At 57.5% G+C, this 22,409-nt stretch carries 22 protein-coding genes; 12 read left to right on the plus strand and 10 right to left on the minus strand.

Going from position 1 to position 22,409, the window contains the following annotated elements; genetic code table 11:
• Positions 1-181 precede the first annotated feature (181 nt).
• Entirely contained in the window at positions 182-3,163 is a 2,982-nt protein-coding gene (locus tag M9Q49_RS13375; protein WP_254509256.1) for a right-handed parallel beta-helix repeat-containing protein, read from the plus strand.
• A gap of 161 nt (positions 3,164-3,324) precedes the next feature.
• On the opposite strand, the gene M9Q49_RS13380 is transcribed toward M9Q49_RS13375, so the two are convergent.
• Complete coding sequence (locus M9Q49_RS13380; protein ID WP_254509257.1) at positions 3,325-3,840, minus strand: hypothetical protein; 516 nt, start codon at positions 3,838-3,840, stop codon at positions 3,325-3,327.
• A 357-nt stretch (positions 3,841-4,197) separates the two neighbouring features.
• On the opposite strand from M9Q49_RS13380, the gene M9Q49_RS35440 reads away from it, so the two are divergent.
• The gene (locus M9Q49_RS35440) at positions 4,198-4,326 is read left to right on the plus strand and encodes a hypothetical protein (protein WP_261365056.1); all 129 of its coding nucleotides are present in this window, start codon (positions 4,198-4,200) and stop codon (positions 4,324-4,326) included.
• Between the two features lie 72 nt (positions 4,327-4,398).
• Here M9Q49_RS35440 and M9Q49_RS13385 read toward each other — a convergent pair whose 3' ends face one another.
• From M9Q49_RS13385 to M9Q49_RS13395, 3 genes are all read right to left on the minus strand, one after another.
• Positions 4,399-5,457: a hypothetical protein gene (locus M9Q49_RS13385; protein ID WP_254509258.1), complete on the minus strand. Its 1,059-nt coding sequence runs from the start codon at positions 5,455-5,457 to the stop codon at positions 4,399-4,401.
• 566 nt (positions 5,458-6,023) lie between these two features.
• Positions 6,024-6,731: an acetolactate decarboxylase gene (gene budA / locus M9Q49_RS13390; RefSeq protein ID WP_254509259.1), complete on the minus strand. Its 708-nt coding sequence runs from the start codon at positions 6,729-6,731 to the stop codon at positions 6,024-6,026.
• 286 nt (positions 6,732-7,017) lie between these two features.
• Complete coding sequence (locus M9Q49_RS13395) at positions 7,018-7,521, minus strand: hypothetical protein (RefSeq protein ID WP_254509260.1); 504 nt, start codon at positions 7,519-7,521, stop codon at positions 7,018-7,020.
• Between the two features lie 253 nt (positions 7,522-7,774).
• Here M9Q49_RS13395 and M9Q49_RS13400 point away from each other — a divergent pair, with 253 nt between their 5' ends.
• The 3 genes from M9Q49_RS13400 (at position 7,775) to M9Q49_RS13410 (ending at position 9,831) form a co-directional block, all read left to right on the plus strand.
• A complete protein-coding gene (locus M9Q49_RS13400; protein ID WP_254509261.1) occupies positions 7,775-8,656 on the plus strand; it encodes an RNA polymerase sigma factor in 882 nt (293 codons plus the stop codon).
• A 91-nt stretch (positions 8,657-8,747) separates the two neighbouring features.
• Positions 8,748-9,503: an SDR family NAD(P)-dependent oxidoreductase gene (locus M9Q49_RS13405; RefSeq protein WP_254509262.1), complete on the plus strand. Its 756-nt coding sequence runs from the start codon at positions 8,748-8,750 to the stop codon at positions 9,501-9,503.
• Between the two features lie 40 nt (positions 9,504-9,543).
• Complete coding sequence (locus tag M9Q49_RS13410) at positions 9,544-9,831, plus strand: DUF1330 domain-containing protein (RefSeq protein WP_254509264.1); 288 nt, start codon at positions 9,544-9,546, stop codon at positions 9,829-9,831.
• Between the two features lie 215 nt (positions 9,832-10,046).
• On the opposite strand, the gene M9Q49_RS13415 is transcribed toward M9Q49_RS13410, so the two are convergent.
• Genes M9Q49_RS13415 through M9Q49_RS13425 form a run of 3 tightly spaced genes read right to left on the minus strand, consistent with a single transcriptional unit; the run spans position 10,047 to position 11,210 of the window.
• Complete coding sequence (locus M9Q49_RS13415) at positions 10,047-10,289, minus strand: hypothetical protein (RefSeq protein WP_254509266.1); 243 nt, start codon at positions 10,287-10,289, stop codon at positions 10,047-10,049.
• A gap of 14 nt (positions 10,290-10,303) precedes the next feature.
• Complete coding sequence (locus M9Q49_RS13420) at positions 10,304-10,846, minus strand: hypothetical protein (protein WP_254509267.1); 543 nt, start codon at positions 10,844-10,846, stop codon at positions 10,304-10,306.
• Positions 10,836-11,210 carry a hypothetical protein gene (locus M9Q49_RS13425; RefSeq protein ID WP_254511890.1) on the minus strand — a complete coding sequence of 125 codons (375 nt, stop codon included), beginning with the start codon at positions 11,208-11,210 and terminating at the stop codon, positions 10,836-10,838. Before M9Q49_RS13425 ends, M9Q49_RS13420 begins: the two co-directional genes overlap by 11 nt.
• Before the next feature lie 500 nt (positions 11,211-11,710).
• Between M9Q49_RS13425 and M9Q49_RS13430 the strand changes: the two genes are divergently transcribed.
• Complete coding sequence (locus tag M9Q49_RS13430) at positions 11,711-12,058, plus strand: helix-turn-helix domain-containing protein (RefSeq protein ID WP_254509268.1); 348 nt, start codon at positions 11,711-11,713, stop codon at positions 12,056-12,058.
• On the plus strand, positions 12,019-12,651 hold the full coding sequence (locus tag M9Q49_RS13435; RefSeq protein WP_254509269.1) for an IS630 family transposase: 633 nt from the start codon (positions 12,019-12,021) through the stop codon (positions 12,649-12,651). Before M9Q49_RS13430 ends, M9Q49_RS13435 begins: the two co-directional genes overlap by 40 nt.
• Before the next feature lie 659 nt (positions 12,652-13,310).
• Here the strand turns inward: M9Q49_RS13435 and M9Q49_RS13440 are convergent.
• Complete coding sequence (locus M9Q49_RS13440; protein WP_254509270.1) at positions 13,311-15,212, minus strand: TolC family protein; 1,902 nt, start codon at positions 15,210-15,212, stop codon at positions 13,311-13,313.
• A gap of 43 nt (positions 15,213-15,255) precedes the next feature.
• Positions 15,256-16,014 (minus strand): ABC transporter ATP-binding protein, encoded by a 759-nt coding sequence (locus tag M9Q49_RS13445; RefSeq protein WP_254509271.1) that lies wholly within the window; start codon positions 16,012-16,014, stop codon positions 15,256-15,258.
• 105 nt (positions 16,015-16,119) lie between these two features.
• Here M9Q49_RS13445 and M9Q49_RS13450 point away from each other — a divergent pair, with 105 nt between their 5' ends.
• Both M9Q49_RS13450 and M9Q49_RS13455 read left to right on the plus strand, forming a co-directional pair.
• The gene (locus tag M9Q49_RS13450; RefSeq protein WP_254509272.1) at positions 16,120-17,388 is read left to right on the plus strand and encodes an efflux RND transporter periplasmic adaptor subunit; all 1,269 of its coding nucleotides are present in this window, start codon (positions 16,120-16,122) and stop codon (positions 17,386-17,388) included.
• Complete coding sequence (locus tag M9Q49_RS13455) at positions 17,389-18,636, plus strand: ABC transporter permease (protein ID WP_254509273.1); 1,248 nt, start codon at positions 17,389-17,391, stop codon at positions 18,634-18,636. It begins immediately after the preceding gene.
• Between the two features lie 321 nt (positions 18,637-18,957).
• Here M9Q49_RS13455 and M9Q49_RS13460 read toward each other — a convergent pair whose 3' ends face one another.
• Positions 18,958-20,052 (minus strand): alkene reductase, encoded by a 1,095-nt coding sequence (locus tag M9Q49_RS13460; protein ID WP_254509274.1) that lies wholly within the window; start codon positions 20,050-20,052, stop codon positions 18,958-18,960.
• A gap of 298 nt (positions 20,053-20,350) precedes the next feature.
• Here M9Q49_RS13460 and M9Q49_RS13465 point away from each other — a divergent pair, with 298 nt between their 5' ends.
• The 3 genes from M9Q49_RS13465 to M9Q49_RS13475 all read left to right on the plus strand — a co-directional run bounded on the left by M9Q49_RS13465 (position 20,351) and on the right by M9Q49_RS13475 (position 22,358).
• Positions 20,351-21,364 carry an aldo/keto reductase gene (locus M9Q49_RS13465; protein WP_254509275.1) on the plus strand — a complete coding sequence of 338 codons (1,014 nt, stop codon included), beginning with the start codon at positions 20,351-20,353 and terminating at the stop codon, positions 21,362-21,364.
• A gap of 108 nt (positions 21,365-21,472) precedes the next feature.
• Positions 21,473-21,907, plus strand: coding sequence for a GlcG/HbpS family heme-binding protein (locus tag M9Q49_RS13470; RefSeq protein WP_254509276.1), 435 nt, complete (start codon positions 21,473-21,475; stop codon positions 21,905-21,907).
• 31 nt (positions 21,908-21,938) lie between these two features.
• Positions 21,939-22,358 carry an SRPBCC family protein gene (locus tag M9Q49_RS13475; protein ID WP_254509277.1) on the plus strand — a complete coding sequence of 140 codons (420 nt, stop codon included), beginning with the start codon at positions 21,939-21,941 and terminating at the stop codon, positions 22,356-22,358.
• The last annotated feature ends 51 nt before the right edge of the window (positions 22,359-22,409 follow it).

A 22,409-nucleotide genomic window follows, 5' to 3' on the forward strand; every position in this document is an offset into this window, starting at 1 on the left:
GAACAACCAGTACTTGTACGGTTCTTCCTTATCATCATTGACTGGCACCCTTCGGTAACCGGCTGCATAGCACATCTGATCGAAATGTTTGCTAGGATCGTGCGGGGTTCACGAGGATGTCAAGGGACGAAGTTCCGTCGCGCCAGCATTCAAGTTTAGCCCCAGAAATGAGCAAGATAGGATGACGCAACGACGATTTCAGAGTCCCTTCGCTCTATTGGTAATACTACTGACCCCGTGCGCAGAACTGACTGCTCAACCTGCAGCCGACAAACTATCTGCCACAGGCACGGCAGCGGAAGGTGCCAAGGCAGTCATCCCCGCAAACCTCTTTGTCGACGATGACAATACTGGTGCTCAAGACGGCAGTGCCCTGCGGCCGTATCGGACTGTGCAGCAGGCCATCGATGCTGCGAAGGACAACTCCGTTATCGCCGTGGCGGGAGGGATCTATTCTGCGAACATCCGCGTGCAAGAAAAAACGGTCCGACTCTATGGCGGTTACATCGGCGGCACTAAAGCCGATTACGCTGGTGGAACCGGGGGCAACTTCAAAGCGCGCGACCCTGCCGCCCATTCATCCCACCTCAAAGGGAACGGCAAGGACTCTGTAGTGACGCTGTACGAGGCCGGTGCGAGCGTCGTCGATGGTTTCTTGATCACTGGCGGTGGGCCCAGTTCGGTGGCTGCACCCTCAAGGCTCGGCGGCGGGTTTTACGTCTACCAAGGGACGCCCACAATCTCGCACAACGTGATTGAGAAAAACCAGACATGCCCACCCACCAAGCCAGACGAAGAGGCTCGCGGCGGCGGCATTTACGCGAGCGGCTCGGGCGTCAGCCTCACGATCTTGAACAACACCATCCGCAACAACGTCTCGGGCCGTGGGGCCGGCATATTTTCGGATGGACCGAAGCTGGTCATTCGCGGCAACAAGATTCTGAACAACATTGGCGTCGGAGACCATGGTGGCGGGGCGTTCCTCAACTCGCCGAATGCAGAGATATCCAACAATCGAATTGAAGGGAACGAGATTGCTCGGCTGTTAGGCTATGGCTGGGGCGGTGGGATGATCGTGGTTAACACTGGGAGCCATTACAAACTCTCACGGAATGTTTTCGCCGGCAACTACGCCCCGTCGCTGGGCGCTGGCTTCTTCGCCGATGAGGGGGCCACGGCCTCGATGGAGCACGATCTCGTCTACGGCAACAAAACCAAACCGGACGGCGAAGGCGCGGCAGTCTACGTCGATGGTAATGAGGACGGCACCTCTTCGACCCTTACTCTGAACCACGTCACGATCGCCGACCACACTTCCACACCGATGGCGAAAGGTAACGCCGTCAAGGCGACTTGGAACTCCAAGCTGGTCGTCAAGAACTCCATCCTGTGGAATAACGGTGGCGATGACGTCGAAGCGGATGAGAAGAGTAAGGCCGCTGTCACGTACACACTTTCCCAAGAGACGATCAAAGGGACCGGCAATCTGTCGAAGGATCCGCTGTTCGTGAATGCTGCCGGGCAGGATTACCGACTGCGGCCAGGCAGCCCCGCCATTAACGCCGCCGAAGCAGCCGCGAACGGCGCTCGGGCCAATTTGGGGGCCGATGAAAAATCGACTCCGGCAAGCGAGGACAACGGCGTTAAACAGACAACTCCCGTCGTACAGCCGAAGCAGGCCGAAAAGCCACAGGCGGAAACGGACAAGAAAACGTCGAACACTTATCTCCTACGCGGGACCGAAGGCGAACTCCCGTCAGAGGTAGGAGACGACACCACCAAGCTAACCAAGGTCGAATCGCCGGAACTCGGCGGCGCGGCGGTGCAGATCGACGTGATCGATACCTTCGGCCAAAAGGTCTCGCGGGTTGCGGATTGGACACCCTTCGAGACGCTCCGTTTGGACATCATCAACAAGAGCGCGAAGGAATTTTCGATCGAGTTCAACCTTTTCCATTCCGAGACAAAGGCCTTCGCAACTCGCGTCGTCGCTCCGTTCGTCTTGAAGCCGGGCAAGAACGAAGTCCGCATCTCCGTCCCAGGGCTCAAGAACACTAACGGATCGCCCGCAAAGCTGTCCGAAGTGCGACGTTGGTATGTTGCGAGCGAAACTCCGGTCAGGCTGCTTGTCGGCGATATCTACCTCGAAGGCGAAGGTGGCGGTACATCCGCTTACACGATCAAGACCGACCCCGCTCGCCTGGAGCGGATCAAGTCGACCAAGATGCCGGCGATTGCCAAGCCGATTCCTTATAACACCCCAGAAGCGGACGCCATCATGTCGGCAGCGGAGATATTTCCTGCCAACAATCCTTGGAATACGCTCGTTGAAGATTGGCCAGTGCACCGTAACTCCGCGGCGATGATCGCTTCGGTCGGTGCCGCAAAGCCCCTGCGCTATAACCAGGACATGGCGTTCGTCATCGTGCCGCTGGCCCAGAAGAAGGTAGATGTGAAACTCATCTTGGGGCCCGACGAATCGGACGCAGGCCCCTATCCCGTCGCCGACAATACGCCGATCGAAGGTTGGCCCGCTTCCTTCCAGCAGGATCCGCTGCTGAAGAACTTAACCCTGAATGATGTGCAGCGCGGCAAGCCCGACCTGGAGCAAGATCGCCACGGCATCGTTTTCGATCCAGTAGGCCGCAAGGTCTACGAGTTCTATCGACTGACCAAGACGGACGCCGGTTGGCACGCTGATGGAGCAGCCATTTTCGATCTCGCTTCGAACAAGCTCAGACCCGACGGTTGGACTTCATCGGATGCCGCAGGCCTGCCAATCTTGCCCGCCATCGTGCGCTACGATGAGATTCAGCGCGGCGTGATCGATCACGCGCTCCGTTTCACCGTCACGCGTTCGCGCCGCGCCTACGTTTACCCTGCGACGCACTTTGCCAGCAAGCTGACCGACGAGAACTTACCGCGTATGGGCGAACGGTTTCGTCTGCGGAAGGACTTCGACACCTCAAAGTTCTCGCCCGAAGCGCGGGTGATCCTCGAAGCCCTCAAACGGTACGGCATGTTCATGGCAGACAACGGAATGGACTGGGGCTTGTCCGTCTCCGGGGACGAACGACTCCCGGTCTTCCACGAAGAGCTGCGAAGGGTCAAAGGCTCGGACTTCGAAGTCGTGACCCCGCCGCCGGGCTATACGGCGCCTTGACCTTCATCTCAAAGCCCAGTGGCACACTAGAAAACTCCGTATCCATGGCCGCTGCGAATGTTCGAGGGAAAGGTACGAAACGCGAATAGGGGACGCAGTTGTCTGCATCCCCCTTCGCGATTCATTTGCGAGTTAAAGGTTGGCGAGCGCGACTCCACCTATTACCGCATGGTCATGCGGAGGAAGCCGGCGAGCTTGGCTCCGTAGCCATAGGTTTTCTTGGTATTGAAGCTCGCCACGGTTTTGCCGTCCTCCCTTTTCAGCAATTGAGGCGGATGGGTGACCATGACCTGGGTTTGACCCGATTGGGCGCCGGACAGGTACCGCACCATGTGCAGTGAATCGTCGTCGAGCTGTCGAACAAACACTTTGTCAACTTGTCCTGTCGATTCGATCGTAACGGTGCCATCGAAGATGAAATCGGGCCCAGGCCGCCGGGTGAGTTGGATCCGAGCGTCAAAGCCGCACCAATTGCTGCGGAAGGTGCCGTTCCGCAGGTCGATATCACCGGCCTGGCTGGCCCGCGGTGTCAGTGACAGACCCAGCCCCACAGCGGCCAGGAGGGCGAAGTTGATCAGGCACCGACGAGCGAAAGGCCGGGTTGAGCCTTCGCCAGCTGGAGCGGAATTCGATTGGCTGGTGGCCACATTCAGCTGGTATTTTGGGTAAGCGGTCATGACTATTTTTCCTGAGTAGAAGGTTGGTGAAAGGAGCGATGCTTCGTTGAGCGAAGTTCGCCGCGATTTGTTACGGTGTAAACGAGAAAAAAGTGCATGCCTGGGTTTGCTGCTGTTTCCTGGGTGGCACGGGTTCATCCCGTGTCCGCTAGCCACTCGTGCGAGGGAGCGCGGCAGCGTCGGGTGGAGAACAGGCGCTCCTGAGGTAACGCCACGCTGGCGGCTGAGGCGAACTTGAGTTGGTATTCCTACTGGCTTGGCGAGTAGGCTTACCTCAGCCAAGTAGTAGCGCATCCCCGGCGCGCTGAGAAGATCCGCGAAGCGTACTACAACGCGATCGGCGGACTCCGCACCCTAATGACCGCGCTGGAAGTGGCTGACTCCGAATGCTCGACGCCGGAGATCGATCAGTTGCTTACCGAACACCTACTGGCCGCTCAGGCGCTGCAGATCATGAACAAGAGCCAGCTCGGACTGGTGTTGTAACCGCGAGCTCTACACGCCTACGTCGACCCGATAGGTCTGTCGACGGAACCCGCAGCGGCAAGATGCCAACGTTCATGTGCGCACTCCTTGGCAACGGTAGCTAGGAAAAAAATTGGGTTGCGCGGGTCGCGAATTCAAGCGATTCCGTTCCGAAACTAAGCGCCGGTAGAGTTGCGGCATGAAGGGAATGTGCCAAGTCAAATAGGGATGCGTGACGCGAGAAAAGCCGGACTTGAATTGAAATAGCGAATCGCGCTGCCCTCCCATGCCGCCACCCAAATGCAAACAATGATTGCCTCGTTGTTGAAAATGCAGCGCGGCCTGGTAAACCAGCAACTTCGTTGCCGCACATTCGAGCCCGCAGCGAGACGTGGCCTGCCAGTGGTGCTGCACCGTGCCGTGATACTCCAGAAATGCGCCGGCAGAGACGATCGTTCCCTGCCCGGTTTCCACGGTAGCCAGTTTCCAGCCGCCGACTTCTTCCCAGCGCGCTACATCGGCCGGCGTAAGAAAGCAGCACTCGTCGGCCCCTACTCGTTGCATCGTCTCTCGGTACAACCGCACAAAGTCTGACCAGGGAAGTGCTTCTTCATGCAGACGAAACCGCAATCCGGCTGCCGTCGCAGCTTGAATGTCGCTGCGATATTGACGGCGCACTTGCGGCCATAAGTGATTCGCAGGGTCTCCTAGCGCAAGCGAAATCGTTGTCCCGCGATGGCAGAAATAGCCTACGTCGGCAGATTCCAGCCCGAAATTCTCACTCAAGGGGTCTAAGCGAATGAAGCCAGATACGACGTTGCGTTCCTGCATCCTTCTCGACCACAGCTGCAACGCGCTGTGAAGAAAGGGTTCGTTACGGGAGTGTAATAACGGTCCACCATAACCACTTGGTGATTGCAGGTCCCACATGGCCTGCCCGCGATCGCTGCTGGGCAAATCTTCCACGCGTCGCAAGACGTAAGGAATGAACAAGAAATCGTCGCCATCCGACAACAACACCGCTTCAGCATGCCCGCCTGAGATCGCGGCCTCCACGGCCAGAAATCGCGGAGTGTGATAAATCTGATGAGGCACGCGTGTGAGGGCCGCGGCCCAGCACGGATTAACTGTTCGCCAGAAAGCGATTTTCATGAGAGTTTCGCTTGCTGCGACATGATTTCGCCGATCGAGAGGTTGCGCGCTGACTCGTCGATGAAATGATGTCGGTCGCGGCTGAACCCGAGCTTAAACGCCCCGCCAACTGCCAAGAATGAAACTGGAGAAATTCCCCACGAAGTGGCGCACCCATGCCATGCCGCTGACACTAAAAAAAATCCGCTCTCGGAAAATTGCCCATTGCAAATGTTCTGGCGGCGGACATTGAAGTCACATGAAACGATTCTGGACGATCAACACCGCTGGTATGAATCGATTCTGCCGCAGTGACTCTGGCAAGCTCACGAAAATGATCAATGTCGCTGCGTTACGAAAATTAAACCTCGTGCGAGTTGAACGACGACAGAGAGCACTCAATACTCAAACACAAACACAAACAGCCCACGGCTGAACTCGAAGTGCCTCGATGCGCCTCCCAGCCCCATGATCAGCGCAAAAATGCCATTGATCCGTTCTCGACTTTTCTTCTTCGACGGTTTCCAGTTGTCCGCCGCGTCCGTTTCGAGTGAGACATACGCCGCCATCCATGCTACCGACTCAAGTCATTCCGTCGGCCTTCGTTGACGTTCGACTTGGTCGATGTCCTCCTTCTTGATTGTGCCCGCATCGTACTTATCGAATTCACCTGGCTCAGGTAAGTGGATGACGAGTGAAGTGCACTCATCGAAGCGGAGCAACCCGCCTTCGAACTCGCAGGCGAGTACGTGTCCACCGATCGTTTTTTCATCGTTCAAGAAATGCCAATGATATCCCGCGACGTTGAGCGTCCCGATCCAGGGAGGGCAGCGAAGACCGACAAGCGTGCCGCGCACTTTGTGGTGTTGCCAAGTTACTTGGTGTTTGACGACGTTGACCAACGGCTGATAAGGCGGTGACTGGGCAGGCACGCTGCGGAGAGTGAGTTCTGCGAAGTCCCCGTCAATTCGGATCGCATAAGGCGCGTTGCGGCGAGGCAACTTGCGATCGAGTTGTGAGTCCAAGTCATCGAGTGTGGCCGCAGCAAAGTTATCAATGCGGCCATCTTCATCAAAGAACGTTACTGCAGCAAACGGTGTCGTGCCATCAAGGTCTGCGGCGCGGATGGTGCCATCTGCGAGCGCTTGGTACACCTTGCCCTCCAGCACGATCATTTCGCCATCGAGTCGGCTGAACGTACCTATGCCAAAATCGCCGCCAGCAAGCACTTCGCGGAGTGGTGGCCCGCCTACGTAGTCGCCCGATGCGAGGGCGGCAACCAAGGAGAATCGCACTAGCGCGTCGTCCACTTTCAGCTGAGGGGCACGCGCATGTTTTACTGCCGGCTCAGGCGAGGACGAGCAACCTACACCGAGCACCGTCATGATTACGATCCAACTCGCCATCGAGCCAAACATTGGTGAAAGGCACGTGATTTCTCGATCAATTGTGGGTGTAGAGGTAGCTTCGTGCATGAGACATTTCCAGTCTTCGAAAATCTGCGGTGGTTCAGGCGACTGTGAAAGCTAGCCGAAGCTCGCACTTGCCGAATGGACATTTCTACCGTCGCCCGAGAGCACACTAAGTTACTGTTTTTTTGTGAACTCGCTCCAGAACGATCACTTTGCGCGTTTGGCAAACTGCCAACCAACCGCCGAAGCTCAACGTCAAAAAGAACGAGGCGTATCCAAGCATTGCAACTGGCGTTGCTCCCGGAATGTTCTTGGTGGCCAGTCCATAAGCCTCGAACATCAGATAAACAGAGAGAACCAACGCCACTGGAGCAGCCAGGAGCATGCCAATTACCGCGGAAGCGAATGCTGGGCGTCGCTGCTGGATGTAATTATCCGCCCCCATGAGAACGCAAAAAATGGCGGCGACTCCGACCGAAACAGCGGTTGGCACTGCGATCGAGCGCGCACCGATCTCTGCGAAGAAAGTGACGGTCGCAAAGAACATCGCTCCGCCGAGGGCTGCGGATGACGGAATGACGAAGGTGGACGCTATGGCCGGAACAGGGTTGGGCTCTCGAACACGATAGTCATCTGCAATTCCGCGGGGCGATTCATACGGATTCGGTAACATTCCAAAATTGTAGCAGGCCTGAAGTCAATGCAGCTTCCCAAAACCCCAAGGATGTCTTCTCCGGATAGTAGCGCACCTAGGCGGTTCAGGTGGGTCTCGGTGTGCCTTCGTGGTGTTTTTGAATTTCGACGACCGGTAGTAAAGAACGCGGGAAGATAAATCAATGAGGCTCTGTCACACTGATGACTCTCAAGTGTCCAAGGAGGACGCAGGCATCTCGTTGCCATTCGAACCGTGAGTCAAGGAGTCAGTCATGTTCAATCCCTTCACAGAGATCACAGACGGATCGGACGATGCCGATTTGGTGAAGAAGGCCAAGGATGGAGGACGTGACGCGTTAGAAGCACTCATTCTTCGGCACCAGGCATGGATCTATAACATCGCGGTGCGAATGGTCTTCCTACCTCAGGATGCTGAGGAGGTGACGCAGGAAGTGCTCATCAAGGCCATTACCCGTCTCAGCACGTTTCAGGGCGACAGCCAGTTCCGCACCTGGCTGTATCGCATCACGACGAACCACGTGCTGAACATGAAGCGTCGTGGCGCGGAAGCTCAGCCGCAGACATTCGCCTCATACGCCGCCGCCATCAACAGCACTCCCGATCTGGATTTGCCCGATCCGAAAAGCATGCCTGTGGATGTGCCTCTGCTCGTTGAAGAAGCCAAGATCAGCTGCACGACGGGCATGCTGCTGTGTCTGGATCGCAAGCAGCGGTTGATATTCACGCTGGGCGAAATCTTGGGTGTTAGCGATACCATCGGGAGTGAGATATTAGAGATGACGGCTGACAACTTTCGGCAGAGCCTCGCTCGTGCACGCCGCGACCTTTACCAGTTCATGAACAGTCAGTGCGGACTGGTGAATGCGAATAACCCCTGCCGATGCTCAAAGAAGACGAATGGGTTCATCAACGCTGGTCACGTTGATCCTAACCACTTGTTGTTCGTTCCATTGCGCGTGCAGCGGGTCAAGGAAGCCGCTGCCGACACAGTGCGCAAGATCGACAGTATCGTTGACGGTGACTACGCAGCTATCTATCGCGATCACCCATTTCTTCAGCCTTCGGACCAAGTCCAATCACTCCGGCGAATTCTGGATCGACCGGATGTCCGCACGGCGCTGCACCTCGCCTAAGAATTTTCATATCGATCTGTCACAGTCCGCCTTCCGACGTGTCTACGGGATTGTGTGAGTAATCTTCGTAACTCGTGTGGAGGTAGAAATGATGTCGAACCTGGCAGGCAAAGTCGCACTGGTTACCGGTGCGTCAAAAGGAATCGGTGCTGGAATCGCAAAGGGGCTGGCATCGGCGGGGGCGTCGGTCGTGGTGAATTATGCGACCGATCGGAAAGGGGCAGAAGCCGTTGTTGACGCGATCAAAAAGTCCAACGGACGGGCTGTTGCGATTCAAGGTGATGTTGCCAATTCAACCGACGTGGCGCGGATGTTTGCCGAGGTCAGTGCGGCCTACGGAGTGATCGACATCCTGGTGAACAATGCGGGGGTCTACAGGTCCATGCCTCTTGAGTCGATGACTGAGGAGGAATTCCATCGTGAGATGAACATCAACTTACTCGGCCCACTACTAACGATCCGGGAGTCGCTCAAGCATTTCGGCGCGAAGGGCGGAAGCGTCATCAACATTGGTTCCGCAGCATCATCAATGCACCCACCGAACTACTCGGTGTATTGCGCGAGCAAGAGCGCGTTGGACGCGGTCACGGGCGTACTAGCGAAAGAGCTGGCAGCGAGGAAGATTCGCGTGAACTCAATCAATCCCGGGGCCACGCTCAGTGAAGGAACTCAGGCAGCAGGAATGTTCGGAGTCGGAAGTGACTTCGAGAAACAGTTGGTCGCCATGACGCCGCTGGGACGTGTCGGCACGCCTGCCGACATCGCCAAGATCGCCGCCTTTCTCGCCTCGGACGACTCCTGCTGGGTGACTGGTGAGATCATTATTGCATCCGGCGGGCTTCGCTGATTCGCGTTCCATCTGACTTCGAAGAAAACAGGAGATGCCAATGCCTGCATATATCGTGTTCACGCGTGAAAAGACAATCGACCAGTCAGAGCTAGAAGCCTATTGGTCCCAAGCCCCTGCTGCGCTGGAGGGCTGGCCAATCAAGGTCCTCGCCGCCTACGGGCGACACGTGACGCTCGAAGGTCCGGAGGTTGAAGGTGTGGTCGTCGCCGAGTTCCCATCGGTCGAGGAGGCTCGCGCTTGGTATTACAGCCCGGCTTATCAAGACGTCGTCCAATACCGCTTCCGGGGAGCGGTATACCGTGGCCTAATCGTCGAGGGCGTTTGATCGTACGCATTCTCGAGAACGCGGAATACGGTTCGAGCCTGACTTGAATAGATGCTGTGGCAAATAATCAGCCGCATGACTGCTGCACATTAACCGCTTCGGTCCGACACACGTCCGACACACCGAGGTAGAAGATTAGGTCAGTGTGGCTACCCCGACTTGGTAGTGCTGGATTAAGTGGACCTAGGCGGGGAAGGCGGAATTAAGGGGAATGACTAGCGCGAACCGAGCCGCAGAAGGTTAGTCGCAGGATCGTTCCACGACTCAGGTCTCAGTTTCCGGTCGATCTGCTCCAGCGGCCAGAAAATTCGCTCTGCGTAGTCGTAGCCCATTCGGTAGTTATTGAACTGGCCCGGGATGTGATACCCTGGCACCACCAGCGCCAGATAACTCCCCACGTACAGCACCGGCAAGAGCAGCAGAACAGTGGCGATGATGGGAGCGGCGTGTTTCCTCATGAACCCACGCCTTGCTATTTTTTCGTGAGGAAGGCGGCGATTTCCTGCGAGTCCTTTTTCAGCTCCTCAATCGTTTGCAGGAGGGCGGTCGGGTTCTGCGTTCTACCGATATCCAGTTCCGGCCCGACCGTTTTCGCTTTCGTGAAGACACGCTTCAGCTTGCCGTCTGTGCCTACCAGAAAAACGGGAGGCGTTTCGGTCGCATACTCCTCGCCGTTGATCGTCAACTTTTCCGAGGTCAATTCCAACGTGTTCTTGTCAGACTTGTAAGCGTAAGCCATGTCGATCACAAAATTCCCCATTTCGTATTTCCAGGCAATATTCGCGTGATCGGGGGCTTCTGTGATAACGTTCCCTTTCCCAAAGCCAAAAATCTCGGCTTTCGGAGCGTCGGGGGCAAACAGAAGGATGTACGTGTAATGTGTCTCGCCACTCGGTCTCTTCTGAGCTCCAAAGCAAATCGTCGGACGCTCATCCAGGAACACCATCATGCAGCCGATGAACCCGCGCGACGTGTCGTTCTTGGGACGCCCGGCCATTCCAACGCTATGCGTCATTTTGGGGCTCTGGGCGAGAGCGAGGGCTGCCGAACAAAAGAGCCACAGACAGCAAGCCAGACAAGTTCGCATGTTCATGACGTGCTCCGCGAACGAAAGGAGAAACCATTTGCGGCTGATTTTCTGCCATGCGCGATAACGATGCAACTAGAACCAGCAGCACGACGGCGACGATCAGGGGTGCGCGGGATTCGCGTTTCATGGCGCGGTTTGGCCGGTGAGGAATTGGGGGTTCATTCTGTCGAACCTTGGACCATACTGCTTCAGCAAAAAGTGGGCGAACCACGAATTCGCGCTGGCTCTGCACTTCGCGCACTTCAATTTCTGCCGCGCTCACAAGACGCTGAGCAAGGGAAAGAATCAACCGCACACGCCAGCGATGGCCAGCGGATTGGCCAGCACGGCCTGGACGGTTGAGGAACTGCTAACCGCAATCGCCGCCTAGTTCGACTGGCAGTTCGGCCCCGCGAAACCTAGCGGGGCTTTTCGTGCGCGGGTAGAATGGAACCTAACCCATACGAATCCCCGTCCGACGCGCCGGCTCCAAAAAGGCACTGGCATCCAGCAATGGGAATGGTGTGGCTGTTACTTCTGGTACTCGGATTCTTTATTGCGATTGCCGTTTTGCACGCGATCTATGTCCAGCTTGTCTTCGGACCATTTGAAAAATAGCGGCGTCGATTCACGCACTAAAAAGCGGGGCCACTTAATCCAGCACTACCCCCGAGTTCAGGACGGATTACTGCCGCCGAGTGCCAACTCGGTGCGCACCTTTCGATGCCGAAGGCTAGTGCGTTTCACAATCCATCTAGCGCCAGCTAGGTAAGGTCGGTAATTTAGAGACCATCTCCAGGAGGTGGTCTGATGGAACCAATTGCGGTGGAAATTCGCGCGGAGATTCTTGCCGCGTGTGATGCGGGTGAGGGGACGCGTGTCGTGGCGGTTCGCTTCGGCGTGTCGGAATCATGGGTGCGACGCGTGAAGCAACAGCGTCGCGAATCGAATCAACTCGCGCCAAAGACGGCAGCGTCACGACAACCCGAGTGGAAGGAATGGGCCGACTGGTTGGTGGCGAAGGTCACTGCTCGGCCCGACATTTACTTGCGTGAGCTGCAGGCGGAACTCCAAGCCGAGCGTGGCGAAGAAGTTTGCTTGACGACGATCTGCAACGCATGCCGTGCGCTAGAGCTCACGCGAAAAAAAAGACGCTGATTGCGAGCGAGCAAGATCGCCCCGATGTTGCGGAGAAGCGTGAGCGATGGCGCGCCGAGCAGCCAAGCATTCCGCCGGAGAAAGCCGTTTTCATCGATGAAACGTGGGCCAAAACGTGCATGACGCGGACTTATGGTCGTTCGCTCATCGGCACACGACTGATCGAAAAAATCCCCAGCGGCCGCTGGCAAACGACGACGTTTCTGGGCGCGATGCGAGCCGCAGGATTCATCGCCCCGCTGACAGTGGATGGTGCCATCAACGGCGAGTTGTTTCTCGCTTGGGTCCGCAAAGACTTGGCTCCTGCACTACGGCCTGGCGACATCGTCGTGATGGATAATCTCTCGAGTCACAAAGTCGCCGGCGTGCGCGAAGCGATCGAAGCCGTCGGCGCTGAGGTGCGTTACTTGCCACCGTACTCACCCGACCTGAACCCGATCGAACTTGCCTTCGCGAAGTTCAAAAAGCTCTTGCGCGACGGAGCACGACGTACCGTAGACAAACTCTGGGATCTGTGCGGCGCACTCCTCGAACTCTTCAACGAGGAGGAGTGCCGCAACTACTTCAAACACTGCGGCTACCGCTACACCTAAGATGGAAACGCACTAAACATGGCCGTTGCGAGCACTTCCCACAACGGTAATGCTCAAACTTGCCGGCCCAGAATTTGACGTTGACGGTGTGTGCCGTCGCGCTAAAAGCCAAGTAGACAGCGTACTGCCGCCGCCCAAGGCGTGCTGCTCGTATCGAGCCATCGAGGCGACGCGAATAGTTCTCTGAAGCCCACGTACACGTGATACCATTCTGATACCAAGACTGCTTGAATCGCAGTGTTTGGCTGGTAAAGTGAGGTAACAAGCATGCGATTTTCTCGTGGAAAATCGCATTTCAGGAATTGCAGCGTATCATGGGGTGCAGAAGGTTGCAGGTTCAAATCCTGTCACCCCGACTCCGACCTGCAAACGGCTCTTCGGTATTTGATACCCGAAGAGCCGTTTCTGTTTTGGTGCCAATACTTTGTGACTGAACAGAGAAGTTGACCTCCAGGTTCAAGTAGGCCGTTGAATTTGGCATGCTGTCCCAGGCTCCTGATGCAAGTCTTGATTGGGCATCGAGTTATTGAGTTCAAATCCGGTCACTACTCACCACTCGATACTTCCGCAGCGTGCTGATTTTGAACTTCCACGCCACGCCTCCTCGCGACTGGCGAAAGGCTGCTGAACCGTACATAAACCGAATTTCGGTTTGGCAGTTACCGTTGCGGCGCCGGCGGCGGTAATTCCTCGCGGCGAAGTTCGGGCAGACGGACCGGCGGGGTCATTTGAAAGAAATCTTCTGCCGGTCGCTCGCCGCTAGGGTAGCGCTCCGCGTTGGGTAGCGGGCCATTGCGCGCAGGATACTGCACTGGCCGCGCGAGTCGGCCCAGTGGTCCGATCGATCCATACCGCTCCTCATAAAACCAGACGCCGTGGCTTTCGAGGATGGTGCCAGTTTGACGTTCCAACTCGGCGAGGAGTGTGTTGTACTGCGTCAGCGCCGTGGCTTCATTGCGGACGGCATTGCCCCAGTCGGTGATTGCGAGCAGCACATTCAAATAGCTGAACGTTGCGTCGAACTCGCCGCGGAAGATGCCTTCTTGAATCTTCAGATTCTCCGCCGCCGCAGCGCGGGCCTCGCGATAGGCCAGGTACTGTTCATAGGCTCGTTCTAAACTGCGCAGCGTGGTGGCCAGTTCATGCGAAGCCGCGTGAAGCCCTTGTTGCAGATTGGCCTGATCGCGGGCGAGGATCAACTCTCGCTGCCGCAGTTGCGATCGCTCGCGGCGTAGGCCGAGCGGCATCGAGAAGTTCACACCCAGGGTGTAATCGGTGAATTGCCCTGGACCTGAAGAGACTCTCATTCCTGCGGGCGTTTCTCCCTCGAGACCATTCCAGCGATAAAGGGCCACGGCATCGAGGCGTGGACGAGCGGTGTTGTTGGCGATGATCAGCTGCTGCTCATCGGCCTCCAAAATCAGCTTGAGTTCAATCAAGTCGGGCCGTTGCTGAGCGGCCAATTCGACAATTTGCAGCCAATCGGGCTCAAAGCGTTCGCTGGCCGGCTCCGTCGTTGGCGTTAGCTGTACTTCGTCCCACGGCGGCAAACCGAGCAGGTTCCGTAGCACCGCTTCGCGCTGCAGCACTGCATTGCGCGCATTGATCAGATTGGCTTGAAAGTTCGCCAGCGAAGTTCGCGCCTGGGCCTGATCGGAACCGTTGCGAATGCCCACTTTGAATCGCTGTTGGGCAAACTGATGCGCGAACTTCGCTTGCGCCACCTGCTGTTCTGTGGCCCAAACATCGATGCGCGCGGCAATCAAGCTCCAGTAGGCTTCGATCACGCTCCGCACTTGCGTTTGCACTGCGTCTTTCAGCTGAAAGTACGACCGCTCGGTATCGATCCGCGCGAGCACCACCGGCGCGAGATTCGCGGGCCGGCCGAAGCCTTGCAACAGCGGTTGCGTATACGCGATGCTGGCCGAAGACGTGTTCTGGGGATTGAGCGGAAACACGCCAGGCTGAAACCGCTGACTGACTGTGTTCACGCCCGCGTCGAACTGCCCGCCCAAGGGATTGATTTTGGAAACACCCACATCCAACCGATGCTGATCGGTGCGAAAGCCGCCGATCAACGTATTCGTCGGATCGCCCGGATCGGGAAACGCCGTGGGCAGTTCAAGGCGATCCCAGTTGTTGTTCACGGTGAGGAACGGATTGAAGCGGGCCGTGCGCTGATCGATGACCGTGTTGGCAATCGCGACGTCGTAAATCGTCTTCCCACTATTCACCGCCGTTTCGCCAGCGAGTACCCGCACGACGCGATCGTTTTCGAGCGCAATGCGAATGGCATCGTCGAGCGAGATTCGCTGCGGTGTGAAGCGATCCGGTCCTGGTTTGGCGACCGTCGGCGGTGGGGCCGAGGGTGGCAGTGGTGCGGAGCGAAAGTCGGCAGGCTGCCGGATCACGGTTGACCGCTGCTCGAGATGATAAGAGCGATAAGACAGCGGCTGCGCTGTGGCATCCGATTGCGATAACGCAACAAACAGCATCGCTAGCACGCCGGCGCAGCAGCGACAGCGACTGAACCGTTTGTAATGAAAAGACACGAAGTGCATAGTGTTCGACTTCGGCCGATTGTGCCGTGTAGTGCGCACAATCTCATTCGTCCGGTTGAGCCTCGCTAAGCGGTTCACCTTCTCCTTCCGAATGTAGGGCTTGTAGCGCCTGGTCAAAATCGACCGTGTCGCAAACCACTTGCCCATCGCGCAGCACCACGACTCGCCGGGCATGGCGGGCCACATGCTGGTCATGCGTTACCAGAATCACGGTGATCCCCTGCTGTTCATTCAGCTCCCGAAATAAGGCAATGACCTCGCGACTCGTCCGGCTATCGAGGTTCCCCGTCGGTTCATCCCCCATGATGATGGCTGGTTCGTTGACCAGAGCCCGGGCAATGGCCACGCGCTGCTGTTGACCACCGGAGAGTTGACTCGGGTGATGATCGAGTCGCTCGCCCAACCCAACCAGCTTCAGCTTCTCGATCGCTCGGCGTCGGCGTTCTCTGGCGGAAATGCCGCGACAATAGAGGAGTGGCAATTCGACGTTCTCCACTGCTGTCGTCCGGGCGAGGAGATTGAAGTTCTGAAACACAAACCCGATTCGCCGATTGCGGATCACCGCCCGCTCATCGCGCGACATCGTGGCGATCTCTTCTCCCGCGAGTTGATAGCTGCCACTCGTCGGACGATCGAGACAGCCGAGCGTGTTCATCAGCGTCGATTTGCCACTCCCCGAAGGCCCCATCAAAGCCAGGTATTCGCCCGGTTCAATCGTCAGATTCGTATGCTGTAGTGCCTTTACCTGCACTTCGCCCAAGTCGTAGGTTTTGCAAATATCGCGCAGTTCAATCAGGGCCAAGTGATGAGTTCCCGTATTCAAATAGTCGCTAGCGCGGAGCGAAAGATGATGATGGCTTGCTACAATCAAAGCTCATCAACTTCCGCCTCAATCAGCCAGTAGCCCATGCGCAGGTTTGTCACGATTGCGGTCATTATTCTAGTCCTGGGTGGTGCAGCCGTCGCCTGGCAGCCGCTGAGCAACTACATGCAGTTGCGTAGCGTCCCCAAATGGAAGACCGCGAAGGTCACCGAGGGAAATATCTCTGCCGTCGTCAACGCCACCGGCACGGTCAAGCCCGTGCTCCAGATTACCGTGGGAGCGTTTGTCTCGGGACCGATCGCCAAACTGCACGTCGAGTTCAACGAGGAAGTGAAAGAAGGCCAACTGATGGCCGAGATCGACCCGCGCATCTATGTCGCTGGTGTGGCCCGCGACGAAGCGGCGCTGGCCAATCGCCGGGCGGACGTCGAGCGGGCCAAAGCGCAGTTGCAGCAAGCGATTCGCGACGAAAACCGCGCGAACACGCTCCGCGAGGACGATACTGCTTTCATCGCTCAAGCCGAAATCGATCGCGTTCACTTTGCTCGCCTGTCATTGCAAGCGATGGTCAAGGTGGCCGAAACGGCGGTCGACCAGGCCCAGGCTCAACTCGACAATTCCAAACTGAGCCTCGAATACACCAAGATCAAAGCTCCCTGCGACGGCATCGTGATCAACCGCAAAATTGATCCGGGGCAAACGCTGGCGGCCCAGTTTCAAACGCCTGAGCTGTTTATCGTCGCCCCCGACATGCGGAAGAAGATGTATGTGCATGCCGCCGTCGATGAAGCCGACATCGGGCTAATCAAAGTAGCTCAGGAGAAGAAAATGCCGGTGACATTCACCGTCGATGCCTACACCGACCTGTTCACGGGCACCGTCGAAGAAATTCGCCTGAGCGCCACGACCACGCAAAACGTTGTCACCTATCCGGTGCTCGTCGGCGCTGCGAACGAGCAACTCAAACTCCTCCCCGGCATGACGGCGAACCTGTCCTTCGAAGTGGCCCGGCGTGAAAAAGTACTGAAGATTCCCAACTCGGCTTTGCGGTTCTTTCCCGCGAAGCAGCACGTTCGCACGGAGGATCTTCAGCTGCTGGAAGGGCAAGTGAAGGAAAACAACATCGACCCCGGCGACGTGCAAGAAACGGGTCTTTCGGCAGAAGAACGGGCGGAAATTCGCAAGTCGCGCAAAGTTCGGCACGTCTGGGTTTCGGATGGCCTCAAGCTGCGCGCGGTGGAAGTAGTCGCTGGTCTTTCGGAGAGCCGCTACACCGAACTGATCTCGGGCGATCTGAAAGTTGGTGATGTCCTCGTCACAGGCATCGAGCCACCGAAGCCGTGGGGAGGCTGAATGATCAGCGGATTTTTCATTACGCTGCGAATCGCCACGCGGGCGTTGGCCAAGAACAAATTGCGGGCCGGCCTCACTGTCCTGGGGGTGGTGATTGGCATTGCCGCCGTCACGGCAATGGTCTCGCTCGGGCAGAGCGCTAGCCAGCTTGTGCAAGGTCAGTTGCAAGGCTTAGGGACCAATGTCGTCATCGTCTTTCCCGGCAATCAAAAGCAAGGGGGCGGTGTACATGGCGCCGTGTCTTCGCTGACGGCAGCTGATTCCGAGGCCATCGTCGAGCATTGCCACACGATCATTGCCAGTTCCCCGATCGTCATTACTCAGGCCCAGGTCGTGTACGGCAACGCCAACTACCAGCCGCGGGAACTGGTCGGCGTGGGGGAGCAATTCCTGACGGTCCGGAATTGGCCAGTGCGGCGGGGCGGCTTTTTCACCGATGGCGACATCAATTCTGCCTCGCAGGTCTGCGTCATTGGCCACACGGTCGTCAGCAAGCTGTTTCAAACGTCCGACCCGATCGGCGAGAAAATTCGCGTTAAGGGCGTGCCGTTCGAAGTTGTCGGCGTGTTGCAAACCAAGGGGGCCAACATGGTGGGAGAGGATCAGGACGATGTGATGCTGTTCCCCTACACTTCCATGCGCCGCCGACTGCAGGGAAGCGAGTTCGACAACGTCAATGCCATCATGTGTTCCGCCCGCTCGCTGACCGACATGGCTGAAGCCGAAAGCGAAATCAATCAACTGCTGGCCGAACGGCACAAAATCAACCCCGGCGAACCTTTCGATTTCGACGTGGGCACGACGGTTGAAATCGCCAATCTGTTGGGCGTGATCATTGGTACGTTGACAATGATGATCTCGTCGATCGCCGGCATCTCCCTGGTGGTCGGCGGCGTGGGCATTATGAATATCATGCTCGTCAGCGTCACCGAACGAACCCGCGAAATCGGCATCCGCATGGCCGTCGGAGCCCGCGGCCGAGACATCCTCGCGCAGTTCCTGATGGAAGCCATCCTACTCGCCTGCCTCGGCGGTATCGTCGGTTTTGCCCTCGGTTGCGCCGCTTCCGTCGGTGTAACCATGCTCATCAACTCGCTCACCTCTGGCACTCGGTGGCCGATCGTGATCAGTTTCAACGCAGCGATCCTCGCCTTCTTCTTCGCCGCCGCCGTGGGAGTTTTTTTTGGCTACTACCCAGCACGCAGGGCGAGTCAGTTAGACCCGATTGAAGCCTTAAGGTATGAGTGAATTGGTTTCAACAATGCGATGTCAGTAATTCGCAGCACGATGGTGACAGAAGGCGGGCGCTCTAGGGAAAAGGAAAATACCATCAATCCTGCGTCTCGCGTGGGCTCGTCGGAAACCGAACTGCCCCCACCACGTCGGTGGGGGCTTTTGGATCGCAACCCGCTCCGTTTTGCCGTGATAATTCTCGATTGGCGCGGTGGCGTTCCCAGAAGTAAGCACACCCGCGACGGCTTTCCGCACTGTGCGTTTACTTCCCGAAAGAGCTCACGATAACCGGTCACGCTGCTTCAAGCGTAAGCAAAACGCCGTTAAATGGCTGGCTCACGCTACCACAATTGGCTTCTTTTGCAGTTCCGCAGTCGGTTGATCCAATGACGGATAATCCGTGTAGCCTTCGGGGCCCGAGCCGTAGAACGTTTTGGGGTTCGGTGCGTTGAGCGGCGCATTAAGCGCGAAGCGATGGGGGAGATCGGGATTGGCGATGAAGAGTTTGCCGAATGCCACAGCGTCGGCTTCGCCTGACTCGATGGCCTGATTGGCGCTTGCGAATGAGAAGCTTTCATTCGCAATGTAGATGCCGCCGAACTTTCGTTTCAGTTCGGGGCCGATTCGGTTTGGGCCGATTGATTCACGCGCCATGATGAATGCGATGCGCCGCTGGCCCAGTTGCTCGGCTACGTAGCCGAACGTGGCGGCTGGGTTGGAGTCGCCCATCGAATACATGTCGCCGCGCGGCGAAAGATGCACGCCGACGCGGTTCACGCCCCACACCCCGATGACTGCGTCGGTCACTTCTAACAACAGTCTCGCGCGGTTCTCGATCGATCCGCCGTACTCGTCGGTGCGCTCGTTCGAACTGTCTTGCAGGAACTGATCGAGCAGATAGCCATTCGCGCCGTGCACTTCCACGCCGTCGAAACCGGCTTCTTGCGCATTCACCGCGCCTTGTTTGTAAGCGGCAACGATGCCAGGCATTTCGGCGAGTTGCAGCGGACGCGGCAAGACGAACGGTCGTTCGGGCCGCAACAGATGAACGTGCCCAGCCGGTGCGCGAGCGCTAGGAGCGACGGGCAATTCGCCGCCGAGGTACGACGGATCGGAAATGCGTCCGACATGCCACAGCTGCAACAAGATTCTTCCGCCCGCTTCATGCACCGCGCGAGTTACCAGTTTCCAACCTTCGATTTGCTCGCGAGACCAAACGCCCGGCGTGTTGGGATATCCCACTCCCATCGGCGTGACGCTGGTGGCCTCAGTGAGCATCAGCCCCGCGCCGGCGCGCTGACGATAGTATTCGGCCATCATTGCGTTGGGAACACGGCCGGAACTCGCCCGAGTTCGCGTCAGCGGCGATAACACGACGCGGTTAGGGAGTTTCCAATCACCGATAACCAGCGGATCGAGCAGCGCAGTCATTTGAGCTTCCTTTTTTAGTCACTAAGAGGGCCACGATTTTCCACCACGCCTAGGGCCGAGTCGGCTTCCCGCCGGCACTTCGCAGAGATAAAGCGTGAACGATGGACATCTCCAATTCAGCGAACGGAATGCGGCGCAATTGCGTGCTGATGATGACGAATCTTTTCCTGCGAACCAAAATCGGTGTCCAGGCCTGACGCTTCTTTACGTGTGACAGAGATGGAATGCAACGCCGACCGCGGCTACACCATTTCTAAGATTCTTGTCCAGACATGAAGGCTTAGCGCGGAGAATTAGCATGAGCGTGCGAGGAAGTCTGCTGAAGGGACCGCTGGGTTTTGGGGCGGCGCCGCTGGGAAACATGTTTCGTAACATTCCCGATGCCGAGGCCGAAGCTACGGTCGACGCGGCCTGGCAACAAGGCGGCCGCTACTTCGACACGGCCCCCTTCTACGGAGCCGGTTTATCCGAGATTCGTCTTGGCCGAGCGCTCGCCAAGCATAACCGCAATGACTACGTTCTCAGCACGAAGGTCGGTCGGTTGATCCTCGATGAAGTCGAAACCGGCAAGCGCGACTTCGGTGAAAAATCGGGCCTGTTCGAATTCGGTCGGCCCAATCGAGTCGTCTACGACTATTCCGCCGATGGCACCCTGCGCTCGATCGACGACAGCTTGAAACGTCTCGGTGTGGAGCGCATCGACTTCGTGTGGATTCACGATGTCTCGCGCGACTTTCACGGCGACCAATGGCTTCACTTTTTTGAAATCGCCCGCACCGGTGCTTTTCGGGCACTCACCAAGCTGCGTGAGCAAGGCGTGATCAAAGGTTGGGGCCTCGGCGTGAACAGCGTCGAGCCGTGCGAGCTGACGCTCGATATGACCGAAACCCAACCGGATGGATTTCTCCTTGCGGGCCGCTACACGCTGCTCGATCACGAGCGGGCGCTGCAACGGCTGATGCCAGCTGCGGCCGCGAAGAAAGTCGATATCGTCATCGGCGGCCCTTACAGTTCCGGCGTGCTGGTCGGCGGTGCGCACTTCGAATATCAAAAGGCGCCGCCCGAAATTCTCGCGAAGGTTGAACGCATCCGCGCTGTTGCCCAGCGCTACAGTGTTCCGATCAAAGCGGCGGCGCTGCAATTCTCGCTGGCTCATCCGGCCGCGGCTGCGGTGATTCCAGGCGCAAGTCGTCCAGAGCGTATCGCCGAGGACCATGCTGCTTTGGCCTTCGTTATTCCAGGCGACTTCTGGCGGGAGCTACGCGAGCAAAAGCTCGTCGCCGCGCAAGCGCCGCTGCCGATCGATCGGTAATTCTTCGGCCCCCTTCCATCAGAAAAACAAGAAGAGAGCCGGCTGCGCAACCGCGCAGTCGAAGTTGGAACGCTGCTGCGCAGTCATAAAAATCTTGAGGAGCAGAAAATGCAGGTCAGCCTATCGGAAGCCCAGCAAGCAATCGCCGCGGCGATCAGCGAAGCCGAACGAATTGGAACGCGGATGTGTATCGCGATTCTCGATTCGGGCGCCAATCTGAAAGCTTTCGTCCGCATGGAGGATGCGCACCTCGGCTGCATCGATGTGGCGACCAAGAAGGCGAAGTCTGCCTGCCTCTTCGGCATGCCGAGCGGAGAGATCGGCAAACTTTCGCAGCCAAGCGGACCGCTGTTTGGCATCGAGCATTCCAACGCGGGGCTCATCACGTTTCCAGGCGGACTGCCGATTGTGAATCGCGACGGTGAGCTCATTGGCGCAATCGGCGTCAGCGGCAGCACGGTGGACAACGATTTGCGCGTTGCCACGGTCGGCGCTATGGCAATTGGTTCGACCGAAGTTCCCGAACATCCTTGGCGAAGTTAATTGCGTTCGTTTTCCAATTAGGTGACAGCTCATGGCAACCGCATCTGCCTCGATCGAAATCTCAGCGCCACCCGAACAGGTCTGGCAACTCATTGGCGGCTTTGGTTCGCTCCCCGATTGGCTCCCGTACATCCCTCAAAGCGAGCTGAGCGAAGGGGGCCGTGTGCGGCGACTCACCAATCCCAATGGCGACACCATCGTCGAGCGCTTGATTGCTTTCGATCAAGCCGCCCGCAGCTACACCTATGCCATCGTTCGCGCTCCATTTCCCGTGACGAATTACCTTTCCACGATCCGCGTGAGTGAGACCGGCGGCGGTCGGTCGCGCGTGGAGTGGTCGGGCGAATTCACTCCCAGCGGCGTGACCGAGCAATTCGTCACGCAGTTGTTTCAGCGGATCTACACCGACGGCGTGAACGCGCTTGCCGCTCGATACGCAGCGAAACACTAGCCGTTTTCTCGAATCTCTCTGCCGATCGTTTCCCGTCACTATTTGTTTGGA

It is taken from the genome of Anatilimnocola floriformis, from assembly GCF_024256385.1.
Classification (GTDB): domain Bacteria; phylum Planctomycetota; class Planctomycetia; order Pirellulales; family Pirellulaceae; genus Anatilimnocola; species Anatilimnocola floriformis.

Excerpts from the sequence above, each read along its gene's own strand:
- M9Q49_RS13400 (WP_254509261.1), top strand. The coding sequence starts at position 7,775 with ATGTTCAATCCCTTCACAGAGATCACAGACGGATCGGACGATGCCGAT.
- M9Q49_RS35440 (WP_261365056.1), top strand. The coding sequence starts at position 4,198 with ATGACCGCGCTGGAAGTGGCTGACTCCGAATGCTCGACGCCGGAGATC.
- M9Q49_RS13455 (WP_254509273.1), top strand. The coding sequence starts at position 17,389 with ATGATCAGCGGATTTTTCATTACGCTGCGAATCGCCACGCGGGCGTTG.
- M9Q49_RS13475 (WP_254509277.1), top strand. The coding sequence starts at position 21,939 with ATGGCAACCGCATCTGCCTCGATCGAAATCTCAGCGCCACCCGAACAG.
- M9Q49_RS13395 (WP_254509260.1), bottom strand. The coding sequence starts at position 7,521 with ATGTTACCGAATCCGTATGAATCGCCCCGCGGAATTGCAGATGACTAT.
- M9Q49_RS13375 (WP_254509256.1), top strand. The coding sequence starts at position 182 with ATGACGCAACGACGATTTCAGAGTCCCTTCGCTCTATTGGTAATACTA.
- M9Q49_RS13430 (WP_254509268.1), top strand. The coding sequence starts at position 11,711 with ATGGAACCAATTGCGGTGGAAATTCGCGCGGAGATTCTTGCCGCGTGT.
- M9Q49_RS13460 (WP_254509274.1), bottom strand. The coding sequence starts at position 20,052 with ATGACTGCGCTGCTCGATCCGCTGGTTATCGGTGATTGGAAACTCCCT.
- M9Q49_RS13440 (WP_254509270.1), bottom strand. The coding sequence starts at position 15,212 with ATGCACTTCGTGTCTTTTCATTACAAACGGTTCAGTCGCTGTCGCTGC.
- M9Q49_RS13420 (WP_254509267.1), bottom strand. The coding sequence starts at position 10,846 with ATGACGCATAGCGTTGGAATGGCCGGGCGTCCCAAGAACGACACGTCG.
- M9Q49_RS13410 (WP_254509264.1), top strand. The coding sequence starts at position 9,544 with ATGCCTGCATATATCGTGTTCACGCGTGAAAAGACAATCGACCAGTCA.
- M9Q49_RS13465 (WP_254509275.1), top strand. The coding sequence starts at position 20,351 with ATGAGCGTGCGAGGAAGTCTGCTGAAGGGACCGCTGGGTTTTGGGGCG.
- M9Q49_RS13450 (WP_254509272.1), top strand. The coding sequence starts at position 16,120 with ATGCGCAGGTTTGTCACGATTGCGGTCATTATTCTAGTCCTGGGTGGT.
- M9Q49_RS13415 (WP_254509266.1), bottom strand. The coding sequence starts at position 10,289 with ATGAGGAAACACGCCGCTCCCATCATCGCCACTGTTCTGCTGCTCTTG.
- M9Q49_RS13380 (WP_254509257.1), bottom strand. The coding sequence starts at position 3,840 with ATGACCGCTTACCCAAAATACCAGCTGAATGTGGCCACCAGCCAATCG.
- M9Q49_RS13470 (WP_254509276.1), top strand. The coding sequence starts at position 21,473 with ATGCAGGTCAGCCTATCGGAAGCCCAGCAAGCAATCGCCGCGGCGATC.
- M9Q49_RS13385 (WP_254509258.1), bottom strand. The coding sequence starts at position 5,457 with ATGAAAATCGCTTTCTGGCGAACAGTTAATCCGTGCTGGGCCGCGGCC.
- M9Q49_RS13435 (WP_254509269.1), top strand. The coding sequence starts at position 12,019 with ATGCCGTGCGCTAGAGCTCACGCGAAAAAAAAGACGCTGATTGCGAGC.
- M9Q49_RS13405 (WP_254509262.1), top strand. The coding sequence starts at position 8,748 with ATGTCGAACCTGGCAGGCAAAGTCGCACTGGTTACCGGTGCGTCAAAA.